This is a genomic window from Niastella yeongjuensis (assembly GCF_900110245.1).
In the GTDB taxonomy this organism is placed as follows: Bacteria; Bacteroidota; Bacteroidia; order Chitinophagales; family Chitinophagaceae; genus Niastella; species Niastella yeongjuensis.
In genome coordinates, this window is record NZ_FOCZ01000008.1 from 269577 (window position 1) to 282490 (window position 12914).

The 12914-nt window shown below is 44.9% G+C and carries 11 protein-coding genes; 7 read left to right on the forward strand and 4 right to left on the reverse strand.

The features are described from left to right. The first annotated feature begins 1 nt into the window (after nt 1). From BMX95_RS22335 to BMX95_RS22345, 3 genes are all read left to right on the forward strand, one after another. Nucleotides 2-1252, forward strand: coding sequence for a tetratricopeptide repeat protein (locus BMX95_RS22335; protein WP_081197743.1), 1251 nt, complete (start codon nt 2-4; stop codon nt 1250-1252). 20 nt (nt 1253-1272) lie between these two features. Next, complete coding sequence (locus BMX95_RS22340; RefSeq protein ID WP_081197742.1) at nt 1273-1839, forward strand: Crp/Fnr family transcriptional regulator; 567 nt, start codon at nt 1273-1275, stop codon at nt 1837-1839. An 87-nt stretch (nt 1840-1926) separates the two neighbouring features. Next, a complete protein-coding gene (locus BMX95_RS22345; RefSeq protein WP_081197741.1) occupies nt 1927-2925 on the forward strand; it encodes an aldo/keto reductase in 999 nt (332 codons plus the stop codon). Here BMX95_RS22345 and BMX95_RS22350 read toward each other — a convergent pair. Beyond that, nucleotides 2922-4130 carry a DUF2252 domain-containing protein gene (locus tag BMX95_RS22350; protein ID WP_081197740.1) on the reverse strand — a complete coding sequence of 403 codons (1209 nt, stop codon included), beginning with the start codon at nt 4128-4130 and terminating at the stop codon, nt 2922-2924. The two genes, BMX95_RS22345 and BMX95_RS22350, sit on opposite strands and share 4 nt — an antisense overlap. Nucleotides 4131-4231: 101 nt before the next feature. Between BMX95_RS22350 and BMX95_RS22355 the strand changes: the two genes are divergently transcribed. The 3 genes from BMX95_RS22355 to BMX95_RS22365 all read left to right on the forward strand — a co-directional run bounded on the left by BMX95_RS22355 (nt 4232) and on the right by BMX95_RS22365 (nt 6919). Beyond that, nucleotides 4232-4486 carry a hypothetical protein gene (locus BMX95_RS22355; RefSeq protein ID WP_081197739.1) on the forward strand — a complete coding sequence of 85 codons (255 nt, stop codon included), beginning with the start codon at nt 4232-4234 and terminating at the stop codon, nt 4484-4486. A gap of 90 nt (nt 4487-4576) precedes the next feature. Then, nucleotides 4577-5224: a 3-keto-disaccharide hydrolase gene (locus BMX95_RS22360; RefSeq protein WP_081197738.1), complete on the forward strand. Its 648-nt coding sequence runs from the start codon at nt 4577-4579 to the stop codon at nt 5222-5224. Between the two features lie 171 nt (nt 5225-5395). Next, entirely contained in the window at nt 5396-6919 is a 1524-nt protein-coding gene (locus tag BMX95_RS22365) for a glycoside hydrolase family 10-like protein (protein WP_165758816.1), read from the forward strand. A 1-nt stretch (nt 6920) separates the two neighbouring features. Here BMX95_RS22365 and BMX95_RS22370 read toward each other — a convergent pair whose 3' ends face one another. Together BMX95_RS22370 and treS are read right to left on the reverse strand one after the other, a co-directional pair. Further along, nucleotides 6921-7550: a hypothetical protein gene (locus BMX95_RS22370; RefSeq protein WP_081197736.1), complete on the reverse strand. Its 630-nt coding sequence runs from the start codon at nt 7548-7550 to the stop codon at nt 6921-6923. Nucleotides 7551-8150: 600 nt separating this feature from the next. Next, a complete protein-coding gene (gene treS, locus BMX95_RS22375) occupies nt 8151-11471 on the reverse strand; it encodes a maltose alpha-D-glucosyltransferase (RefSeq protein WP_081197735.1) in 3321 nt (1106 codons plus the stop codon). A 303-nt stretch (nt 11472-11774) separates the two neighbouring features. Between treS and BMX95_RS22380 the strand changes: the two genes are divergently transcribed. After that, complete coding sequence (locus BMX95_RS22380; RefSeq protein WP_081197734.1) at nt 11775-12140, forward strand: hypothetical protein; 366 nt, start codon at nt 11775-11777, stop codon at nt 12138-12140. An 86-nt stretch (nt 12141-12226) separates the two neighbouring features. On the opposite strand, the gene BMX95_RS22385 is transcribed toward BMX95_RS22380, so the two are convergent. After that, a complete protein-coding gene (locus BMX95_RS22385) occupies nt 12227-12715 on the reverse strand; it encodes a YbhB/YbcL family Raf kinase inhibitor-like protein (protein WP_081197831.1) in 489 nt (162 codons plus the stop codon). Nucleotides 12716-12914: the final 199 nt, after the last annotated feature.

A 12914-nucleotide genomic window follows, 5' to 3' on the forward strand; every position in this document is an offset into this window, starting at 1 on the left:
CATGACGGAGCATAGTCTTTCGAAGGTTGGTATCCTGATTCAACAAAGAAAATATGACGCGGCAGAAAAGATCCTGAGACAACTACTGGCACAGGAACCTACCAATATTCAATACCTGGCGTTGTTGTCAGAGTTGAACCTGGCGCAGGAAAAAGTAGAGGAGTCGGCCAGTATTATTGAAGATGCCATTGGACTTTCACCAGATACGGCGCATTTATACTTTATTAAATCGCGCATCGATATACAAAAAGATAAGTATGACGACGGGGAGAAAAGCATTCAACAGGCTATCTCCCTCGATCCCTATACGGCAGATTATTTTGCCTGGTTCGCCAATATAAAACTGGCCCGCAAGCAATATGAAGAATCGTTGCGACTGGCCAATCAGGCCCTGGAAATTGATCCAGAAGACCTGCTGGCGTTGAATGTAAGAAGTACCGTATTAATAAAGCTGAATAGAAAAGAAGAATCATTTGCCACTATAGAAGGCGCATTGAGAAATGATCCCAACAACGCCTATACCCATGCCAATTACGGCTGGGGATTGCTGGAGAAAGGCGATCATAAAAAGGCGTTGAAACATTTCAAGGAAGCTTTGAAGAACGATCCCGGTTTCGACTATGCACAAAGAGGCATGATCGAAGCGCTGAAAGCAACCAATCCGGTATACAGGTTGTTCCTGAAGTATGCATTCTGGATGGGGAATATGGGAGCGAAATACCAATGGTTCTTTCTATTGGGATTTTGGTTTGGCAACCAGGCCCTGAACCAGCTGGCTGATAAAAACCCGGCCTTACGGCCAGTGCTTGTCCCGCTGATCATATTGCTGGCCATCTTTGCCTTTTCAACCTGGATCATAAAACCCATCAGTAATTTATTCCTCCGTTTCAATGCCTACGGCAAGTTCCTGTTGAACAAACAGGAGAAAATGAGCGCCAATTTTGTAGCAGTGGCCCTGGTTATTTTACTTACGGGTATAGGTATGTTCTTATACTCAAACCTGGATAAATACATTGTTTTAGGCGGCTATGGGTTTGCCATGATGGTCCTTTGTGGCATGATGTTCATGCCATCGAAGTATAACGCCATCATGTTGTATACCATTGCTATGGCTGTATTTGGATTAGTGGCTATCTGGCTGGCCTTTACAGACAACCCCTCCACTGCCACCGTGTTCGAGGCATTTATGATAGGGCTTATTGTCTTTCAGGTGCTGGTTAACTTTTTGGTGATCAGAAGAAGTAACAGATAAAGACCCAATAATTACAGGTTATGAGCAACATTTTACGCCAACATATCGAAGAGTTTGCACCATTGACCGATGAGGAGTTTGCATTGGTGCTGTCACACTTCACCTCCAAAAAATTCAAAAAACACCAGATCATCATCCGGGAAGGGGAGTATGTGCACAATGATTATTACCTCATCAGCGGGCTGATGAAAGTATGCCATGTAGATGCGGAAGGCAAAGAGCACATCATTCAGTTCGGGATGGAGCACTGCTGGATCACCGACCCGCAGGCCTACCACAACCAAACAACCGCCACGTTGCAGGTAGATTGCCTGGAGGACTGCGATACCCTGTTCATTACTTTACAAAACCGCGAAAAGCTTTGTCGCGAGTTACAGAAAATGGAACACTTCTTCAGAAAGAAAACAACAGATCAATATATTCAAATGCAACGCCGCATATTATGTTTGATCAGTTGCAGCGTTAAAGATCAGTATGAACACCTGATCACGAATTATCCCAGCCTTTTTCAACGCGTTCCTAAATCATTGATCGCCTCGTTTCTGGGAGTGTCCCGCGAAACCCTAAGCCGCCTCGCCAGCGCGTGATAATTGTCACACCATATTAGTGATAAATGTCCTTTACTCCCGGCAGTCCTGTATTGAATTTTGTGATAGTAATTAAAAGCACAAAACATGGAATACAGAAATTTAGGCCGGTCGGGATTAAAAGTACCCGTATTAAGTTTGGGAACAGCAACATTTGGTGGTACCAATGAATTCTTTAAAGCCTGGGGCGAAACAGATATCCGGGAAGCAACGCGCCTGGCGGACCTCAGCATTGAACGGGGTATGAATTTTTTTGATACCGCCAATGTTTACTCGCAGGGAGCTTCCGAAGAAATTTTAGGCGCGGCAATAAAGGGCCGCCGCAATAACGTGATCCTCGCTACCAAGGGACACTTCAATATGGGCGAAGGACCCAACGATAGAAGTTCATCCCGTTACCATCTGATAAAAGCAGCAGAAGACAGCCTCAAACGGTTGGGTACCGATTACATAGATGTATATTTTTTACATGCTTTTGATAAGGAAACGCCAATTGAAGAAACACTGCGCACTTTAGACCACCTCGTTACCAGTGGAAAAGTAAGATACATTGGTGCCTCCAACTTTACTGCCTGGCAACTGATGAAATCATTGTCGGTAGCCGAACGCCATAACCTGGAGAAATACGTGATCTACCAGGGTTATTATTCCCTCATTGGGCGCGATTATGAACAGGAATTGATGCCTTTGTTACAAGACCAGGGATTGGGGCTGATGGTTTGGAGCCCGCTGGGCTGGGGACGTTTAACCGGAAAGATCAGACGGAACAATCCGTTGCCGGAAGGACGTGTTAAAGCCGGTGGCCTGGCCGGAGCGCCGCCTGTGGCAGAGGAACACCTGTATAATGTGATCGATGTATTGGACAAGATAGCTGGAGAAACAGGCAAATCGGTGTCGCAGGTGGCCATCAACTGGCTGCTGAATAAACCCACCGTTTCAAATATTGTAATTGGCGCCCGCAATGAAACCCAATTGTTGGAAAACCTGAATGCAATCGGCTGGAGCCTGTCTCCGGAACATGTATTGCAATTGGATGCGGTGAGTGAGCAAACGCCCATTTACCCACACTGGGTAGGCAATCGCTAACCAATTTTTCCAAAAAAGCCGGCAGTATAAGCCGCCAGGTATTGGTTGTAATCGGCCTTAACCTGGTTGGCATATTGCCTGCCATATTCAAGAATAACGGGTATCCAGGCCTCGTCGCGGGCAAAAGCCATCAGCTCATCAGCAATGGCCGAACCCTGCCGGCCCGAACTTCTTAACTGGGCAGAAGCAGTGAGCAGGGCCATATTTTCCAGCACCTCCTTCATATCATCGAACCTGTTTTCCAAGGTCGCAAAGTTTATTTTATCAGCCGTTGGCTGCATTTCTTTTATAACATACGATTCGTTATTGAAAAGCACCGGTCGTAACAGGGCGGGTGAAATATTCTGCATCCGTTCCTGCACTGCTACCACCCGGGCAGCCTCCGATTGCCAGGCAGGCTGCTGGTTTTTGAAATGCACATACATACACGAGGGCAGGGATAGTTTCATATCCAGCAACAGGTATTTCCGTTCGCCATGTAAACGCTCCAGTAAAAAAAGATAACGTTTTACACCCAGGCTGCCAGTTCCGGCTATTCGAAAACCAGCATCAATTACCTGAAAGCGGTGGTGGTGCACATTCACCATCCAGCCATCAACAAACTCCGACAATCTTTTGGTAAGCGCCTCATCATCGATGGGGAACAGGCGCTTACGATCTACCAGCAGGCCGATATCCCCGTTCTTTCGGATGGTGCGTTCTTTTACCAGGTCTTTTTGTTTGCGTTCCCCCACTTTTAAAAGAAAAGATTGTACAATGCCTTTGGCGGTTTGTGGTTCAATGTACCGCGACCGGCCCCTGCTTAATACCAGGGCATAGGACTTCAGAAAAAGCAGGGCCATGTTTTTGGCTTCGGGAGCTCCTACACCCATCGTGTTCAGGCCAACAAAAATACTGGTCGTCATACGGGCCAGCTCCCAGGCAGCAGGCGCCAGGGCTGCTTCGTCAAAATCGTTCAGATCGAAGTACACCAGCCGGTTATCACCTTTATAACTGCCAAAGTTCTCCAGGTGGAGGTCGCCGCATACCCAGGTAAGGGGCCCGGCTGGCAAAGTATTGGCACTGGCCAGGTCCTCGTAAAACAGGTGGGCGGTACCCCTGAAAAAGTAAAAGGGGTCCTTTGCCATGGCCTGGTATTTCAGACCTGTATAAAAAGGCAGGCGGTTACTGTTAAAGTCTTGTATACGTTCGGCTACCGATGACAAGGTTATTTTTTTAATAGGAAGTTAATGCAATTTTTGGTTGGTCAATTGGATTTATTTTTGATGCATATCATTTGGTCCTTTCACTTTAAAAATTAATCATCATGAAAAAACTCGTTTTTGTTGTTTGCTTCTTACTCGCCTGCGTAGGAATGAACTTTGCCCAAACAGCTCCTGCAAAAAAAGAAGGCGCTAAAAAAGAACAGACCGCTAAAAAAGAGGCTGCCCCTACAAAAAAGGATGGCTCGCCCGACATGCGTTATAAGGCAAATAAGAATGCTGCCGCTGATACTACCAAACATCTGAAAAAAGATGGTACGGCCGACAAGCGGTATAAAGAGAATAAAAAGAAACCATAAGGCGTAAAGCCGGTACACAAAGGTCATTCCGATAGTATCGGGATGACTTTTTTATTTTGCTAAACACTTACCTTCATTCAAACGATAACAATGAGAAATTTATCTTATAGCTTAACGCTTGCCTGTTGTTTATTCACCTTTGGCGGCTTTGCGCAAAAGCAATCGAAAGGGTGGATCTCCCTCTTTGACGGCAAATCGCTTACCGATTGGAAAGTAGGAGATAATGCAGGTACTTTTACGGTTGACAGTGGAATGATCATTGCCCACGGAAATGTAGCCCACCTGTTTTATAACGGAAATGTGCAGAACCACGATTTCAAAAATTTTCACTTTAAGGCTGAAGTAAAAACTACACCCGGCTCCAATTCCGGTATCTATTTTCATACCACTTACCAGGAATCAGGCTGGCCATCGAAAGGATATGAAGTACAGGTAAATAACTCCCATACCGACTGGCGCAGGACCGGAGGTTTGTATGCCATACAGGATGTTAAAGAACAATTGGTGAAGGACAACGTATGGTTTACCGAAGAGATCATTGTGCAGGGAAAAAAAGTGACCATTAAAGTAAATGGTAAAACAACTGTAGAATATACTGAACCGGATAATGTAGAACGCCCTGCCGATATGAAAGGCCGTGTACTGTCCCATGGCACCTTTGCTTTACAAGGTCATGATCCCAACAGTAAAGTATACTATAAAAATATTCAGGTACAAGTGTTGCCAGAAACAAAGTAAAGGTTCAGGGTCCGGGAGGCAAGGTGCAAGCGTTCTTCTAATTTGTTTTTCTTGTGCCTTGTTTCTTGGGTCTTGTATTCTTTTTTATTCTATTTTTAGCGCTCCGGTAATTTTTTCAACCGCGAGCCGACTATGTTTAATAAAGTAACCCTATTAGTAACGAGCTATCTGATGATAGTTCTGATTAGTGCCTGTTCTTCATCCAAAAAAACAACCAAAACAACTGATGCCCCGCAACAACCGGCATCTCAAACAACCCAACAACCCCAGCCATCCCAAAAATCCCAATCATCCCAAATATCTCAACCTTCCCAGTCCCAGTCGGAGTTCAGAGCAGCCTGGGTAGCCACCGTTTCCAATATTAACTGGCCCAGCCGGCGCGGATTGACCACCGAAGAGCAACAACGGGAAGCCATTCAATTACTCGATTTTTTACAATCACATAATTTCAATGCAGTGATCTTTCAGGTAAGGCCGCAGGCCGATGCTTTGTACCAAAGCAACCTGGAGCCCTGGTCATATTTTTTAACCGGTAAACAGGGCAAGGCTCCTGATCCTTACTACGATCCTTTACAATTCTGGATAGAAGCTGCCCATGACCGCGGACTGGAATTACATGTATGGTTGAATCCTTACCGGGCTCATTCTCCCGCTGGTGGCGAAGTGAGTAACACTTCATTGGTAAAGAAAAAGCCAGAGCTGGTAGTGAAGTTGAAAGACGGCCACTGGTGGTTCGATCCATCAAAGAAAGGTACGCAGGAACATGGTATGGCCGTAGTGATGGATATCGTAAAACGCTACGATATAGATGGTGTGCACTTCGATGATTATTTTTATCCTTATCCAACTTATAATGGCAATGCCGACTTCCCCGATTCAGGCAGTTATAAAGAATATGTTGACAAAGGCGGTCCCCTTAGCCTGGGTGATTGGCGCCGCAACAGCGTAAACAGCTTTATTGAAAGCTTATACAAAAACATCAAGGCCGAAAAGCCATATGTGAAGTTTGGGCTCAGTCCGTTTGGTACCTGGCGCCCGGGTTATCCTTCCATTGTTGAAGGTTTTGATCAGTATAACCAGTTATATGCGGATGCCCGTTTATGGTTGAACGAAGGCTGGATAGATTATTTTACGCCACAATTATATTGGAAGATCAACAGTCCTACGGTAAGCTATCCTGTTTTATTAGGCTGGTGGTCGGGTGAAAATAAAAAAGACCGGCACCTGTGGCCGGGTATGAGTGTAGGCCGCGATACTACCCAGGCCAATGCTACCGAAATAATGAACGAGATCATGGTTACGCGGGGCATCCTGCCCAAAAGCAGTGGCGAAGTACACTGGAGCATTGGATCATTAACAAAGGATTCAAACCTGGCAAAAGCGATAGTGGAAGGGCCTTATAAAAAACAGGCATTGGTTCCTGCCAGTCCCTGGCTCGATGCTACAGCTCCCGATGCACCACAGGCTACTACATCCCTCGAAGGTGATTCACTTAGAATTAACTGGACGCATGCGAACGAACTGGATGTGTTTCGATATGTGGTATATTATCAGTACGCCGGCAAATGGAATTACACCATCCTCAATCGCCACGATCGTACGTACACAATAGGAAGAAATAAATTAACGGGACTGGGAATAACAGCTGTAGATAGAACAGGGAATGAAAGCCAGTGGACAAATGTGAAGTTCTGAGTTAACTGATCAACTCGTTGCCCGGTTGTCTTGATGCTTCAATATCTTTTAGTTTACTCACCAACTCCGTACCAAGCCCATCCACATGTTCTTCAATAAAAGAAGATAAGCGAGGGTCGTTGGTCATGGTGAGATAGCAGGCAACATTATCGATGATCATTTCACCGTTGTTTTCAGCAAGCAGTTTATCGATGAACTTTTTATTGTCTTCGATATTCAGGTTGGCAGCAATGTATTTATCAATTTTTAGAATGAGATCGAGAAAGAAATCAACGGAGGCGCCATAGATATTCTGTTGGCGGAAATCATATTTGGTAGGTCCGTAAATGTATTCGTTGCGTCCGGTCTTATTGGTCTTGATCCATTTTTTTAATTTTTTGGAACCCACGTAAGGCAATATCTCGAGGCCAACACTGCTACCCGCCATATTGCTTCTTGAGCTCCAGAAATTGATTTCAACGAAAAGATCCTTCGATTCAATCTTTACTTTTGGCCGGCTCTTTGTATACTTATAACCTTTCTGTTGATAATAAAATCCTATAGCCTGACAAAAGGCATCGAATATCTCAGCGGGCGGAGTGTGTTCGCTTTGATTGGTAAGGATACTATCTTCAGTCCAGAATGTTGTCATAAAATTTCGTCAAAACCGAGTGGATTTTACCAGTAATTTACCGATTATTTGTAAGTCAACTATGCTAATAACGATTTTACTGGCCAGTTGGTTGACAAGAAAATACAATTAAATGTAGATTAAGCAGATACAAATTAAAGAAGTACTGTGATCTTGACTAGAATCATTGAAATGATAAGTTAATTTCGAATATTTAGCAATGACCACCGTCATTGGTTTAACTTTTTTTATGTTGTAAATTCATACCTGAATTACCAGATGGAGATCCGTTAAGTGAGGAAGCTAGTAAAACTGTTGCGGTATTGTTTGAAAATTTAGAGGCAAGAACGGGACAGAAACTAACTGCCGGAAAAACAGAATACTGTTATCTTAACGCGAAAACCTGATTGGTTAAGCAAACGCTGATAGCATAATAGGTTTTAATTAACTGCAAGCTACCAACGTTAGATGGGGGCGAGTCGAGAGGCTCGCCCTTTTGTTGTATTTTGTGATAACCTGTGGCTTTCATCTCTGCTCTCTGCCTTTCCCCATTGCCCATTCACCATTGCCCGTTGCCTGCCCTTCATCTCTGCCCTCTGCCCTCTGCCTTCTGCCCTCTCCCTATAGCCTTTCTTTAATGATTATCCTAATCGTTCTCATCGGCATTATTATCGAATGCAGTCCGTCGTTCAATGAATGATTCAATTCGAGCAATGATTTTTCCAACAAATAAGTTTGCAGCATTACTCTGAAATCAGCGGTATCTGCCGGTACAAACTTTTGTCCTTTTACTGTGTCAAGATATGCTTTCATAAAAAAGCCACCCATGTAATGCGCCCACATGCGCAGGAAGGGAACATATTTAGGCATATTGTCCTGGATATGATGGTTTGCATGAAACCCTTCAAAGACTACATTATGAAAGGAGCGCAGCATAGTGGCCACATCGTGCAGGGGTGACCGTTTCAGTCTTCTTTCACTATAAGGGCGAAGCGGATCGCCGCCATATCCCTGGATGGCAATATCTTTCCCGGTCAGTAATACCTGGCTCAGGTTGTAAAAGCCGTGGATGCGGATCTTCAGTACGTCCAGCTTTTTACTATAGATCTTTTTAAAAACATTCAGCACATCATCCCGGTGTTTAAGCAGTTCTTCTGCTTCGGGTTGTAGTGAGGTTGGCAGGCGGCCAATATTTCTTTTCAGGTTTTGAAAAACTTCCCGCACCAGCGATACCATGGCCGAATACAATGACCGTTGATAATGCAGGGAGAATTCTTCGGGCCTGAAATCTTTCAGGTTAGTGCCCGATGCCAGCGCCAGGTGCATTTCACCCGTGCGCATGCCTATCAGGCGTGCCTGTTCAGCTGCTCGGCTGCTCAACAGTTCTTTCAGGGCGGGTGGCAATTGATCATAGGCCACCGGGTCGGTGAGGTTTCCCAGTGATTCCCACGTAGGCAGGTGCTCCTGGTTCAGCGCCAGTATTCTTTCAATATAATTGTACACGCGTTCCTGCATAAAGCTGTAGCCATTACCATGGTTCTCCATCATCACCTGCATCATACCTATGGTGATCATGCCTTTATCAGTGATCCACTCGGTAGCACCCAGGAATGGCGGAACGTACGCAAATTTCGCGTGTTCGCTGAGGAAGTGGGTTATTTCTGCATCGGGGTTTATGTAATAGTCAACCCGCCTGTATAGTGTGAAAAAGAAACTGTTATCATAGGTGATGGCGCTTTGATAGCGGTTGCCTTCGTATATTTTTGGTTTTATATCATCGTGTTGTGCTGCATAGGCAGCAAGGGTTCCGTTGTTGTAAAACTTTATCTGGTTGTTTTCTTTGGCGGCCAGTGTTTCATTGTTGACCAGGTAATGAAAAAGCCATTGCTGGTAGGTGGTTACATACACCGCATCGCATAAAATACCTTGCTGCCCACCTATATGCATATGGGCAATAATGGAATACGGAAAACTGTTCTCCAGTTTTTTTGCTACGGCATTCTGAACAAAAGTTACTGTCAACCGATACAATTCCGGCAAGCCGCTTTCATAAGTAACTTCTATCAATAATAACAGGGCCTCCGGCGAGGAGGGTACAAACATCTGGTTAATGATCTCTACATTGTACAGGGCTTTCGACCGGCCGGTAAACCATTTGGATTGTTTAAGGTAGCCCGGCAGAATAGCATTCTCCATTTCTGCCTTCGGGCCTTTATTGACAAGGTCTTTGAACTGATTTACCTGAATTAAAGGAATGACTTTATGATGATCGATTTCAGGGTGTGCTTTTTCCAGCGAGAACCACAGCCAGGTATGTGGGGCCAGGGTAAAGAAATAGGTTTCCGCTTTGCCGATGGCCGGGAATTTATTCCGGCTCATCAATTCAATTAAGGCAAAGCCTTTATATCCTTCCAATGGTACTTCCGCTACCTGTGCAAACTTCGACAGGTTCACCACTATTAAAAGCGTTTCGTCTTCATACTTCCGCAAAAAGGACAGCACTTTGGGATTGTCGACATTCAGGAAAGTGAGATCGCCCCGTCCAAAAGCCTTGTGTTTTTTACGCATGTTGATCATGCGTTTCATGAACCAGAAAAGCGAGGAGGTATTGCGGCGTTGCATTTCCACATTAACCGACTCGTAATGGTATTCCGGGTCCAGTATCAGGGGCAAATACAATTGGTGTGGGTTGGCATGCGAAAAACCCGCATTGCGGTCGGGCGACCATTGCATGGGCGTACGTACACCGTCGCGGTCACCCAGGTAAAAATTATCACCCATTCCAATTTCATCGCCATAATAGATCACCGGGGTGCCGGGCAGGGAGAACAGCAGCGAATTGAGCAACTCAATTTTTTCTCTGTTGTTTTCCATCAAAGGCGCTAACCGGTGCCTGATGCCGAGGTTGATACGTGCCTTGGGGTCCTTTGCGTACACTTTGTACATATAGTCCCGTTCTTCGTCGGTCACCATTTCCAGCGTAAGCTCGTCGTGGTTACGCAAAAAGATGGCCCATTGACAGGTGGCCGGTATAGCGGGGGTTTGATCAAATATATCGGTAATGGGGTAGCGGTCTTCCATTTGCAGCGCCATAAACATGCGGGGCATTACCGGGAAGTGATAGTTCATTTGGCATTCATCGCCATCCCCAAAATAGGAGGCGGAATCTTCGGGCCACATATTGGCTTCCGCCAGTAAAACGGTGCCGGGGAATTTAGCGTCAACATGTGCCCGTAACCGTTTTAGGAAGGCATGGGTTTCGGGCAGGTTCTCCCCATTGGTGCCTTCGCGTTCGTACAGATAAGGCACGGCGTCTAACCGGAAACCATCTGCTCCCATATTGCACCAGAAATCGATGAGGTTGAACACTTCCTGTTGCACCAGCGGATTGTCGTAATTGAGATCGGGCTGGTGATGAAAAAAGCGATGCCAGTAATATTGTTCCGCTACGGGGTCCCAGGTCCAGTTGCTGGCCTCAAAATCCTGGAAGATGATGCGTACATCTTTATATTGGGAAGGGTCATCAGTCCAGACATAATAATTTCTTTCAGGAGAACCTTTTGGTGCTGAACGTGCCCGCTGAAACCAGGGATGCTGGTCAGAAGTGTGGTTAATGACCAGCTCGGTAATAATTTTCAGGTTACGCTGGTGAGCTTCCTGTAAAAGGGTTTTTAGCTGGGCAATATTGCCATACGATTGGTTGATGTTGTAATAATCTGCAATATCATACCCATCATCGCGCAGGGGCGAAGGGTAAAAAGGTAATAACCAGATCGCATTTACACCCAATTCCTGTAAATAGTCAAGTTTTTGCATCAGGCCGCCAAAGTCACCAATGCCATCGCCATTGCTGTCGCAAAATGCTTTGATGTGTAGTTCGTAAATAATGGCGTCTTTATACCAATGCAATTTTTCGTTGAAAACGTGTTTTGTAGGTTCCATTTTTCGCCAAGTATGTATCTGTTAAATCACATAATTATTATGCCAGAACTTAAGGCGATAAATCATTATTAACAACTCTCCCCTCCACCGGAGGGGCCGGGGGAGGCAAGAATAGCATTAGCCTGAATTGATTATTATCAATTGTTCTATAGGTTTTGCACCGCATATACCTAAAAGTTGTAAATTAGTGTTAGCCTTTACCATTCAGGTATCGGTAAAGGTTGTAATAAAGGTTCTGGCTGGCATTCTGATTTGTAAGCGCAAAGCCGTTATTGGCGAAACTATATAAACGTACACCGCCGCATGCCCTTTGTTTTGAAATTATCCGTAACGGCACCCGTTGCTGTTTTAAAAACGCGTCTACGCTCAAAAGAACTTCCCTGTTTTTGTACTATTCCCAATGCAACAAAGCCATTTTTTAAACAATGGTTCATTCATGCCATTGATGTCACCCGTATCATGACGATCAGTTATGCCGAAGCCCGGCAGGTAATGACGAACTTACGCAGCTTTTTGGGGAAAGCAAAAAGCGAATCAATTACCGTAGAGGAGTTTTGTGCGTTTACTGGTGTCGGTAAAAGTTATGTTAGAATGCATTTGGTTTCAAGGGTGATGGAAGGGGAATTACAAGCTATAAGCCGCAATACAGCTTCAAGCCACAAGCTGTAAGCCAATACAGGAGAACTAATAACCAGGAACTTTAAACTTAAAACTTTAAACTTTGAACTTAAAACTTTGAACTTAAAACTAGCAAACTACCTCCTCATATACCTCCCAATTAACTCCCCATATCCCAACACATGTCCACTCATAGCCCGTTCCAGTTCCTTCCTGTCAGTTCTGGGCGAAAGGGTTAATTGTGTATCGAGGGCATATACTTTAAAAAAGTAGCGATGCACCCCATAGGGTGGACACGGACCGCCGTATCGGTTCTCCCTGAAATCATTGATTCCCTGCTCTTTAAATGGACTGTCCTCCTTTATATGGTGCGTAACCGGCATATTCCAGGCCAGCCAGTGAACCCAGGGCCTTATGGGCGCATCAGGGTCTTCCATGATCACCGCCAGGCATTTTGTAACTGCTGGAATATCAACAATATCTAATGGAGGATTCACATTGGCGCCGTCGCAGGTAAACCGGGGTGGAATAAACCCATGGGGCTCAAACTCCGGGCTTGAAACCTGTAAAGCGGTTATATCGCGAAAGGTCGATCTGGTTGAAATTTTGAAAGGAGATATTTTCATGGCTATACTTTTGATATAGTTGTTCAAACGTCACCGGGTTGGTCTCTTTATCCTTTTTTCAAATATATTATGGCCTGTAAACTTTAACAATGACGATGATCACTACATTGAGGTGATTACCGTTAAAGGTGATTGGGTATTCCTTTTGTTGCAAATCAATTAGCTATAACAATTTTGAAAGGTTACTCAATATCTTTTT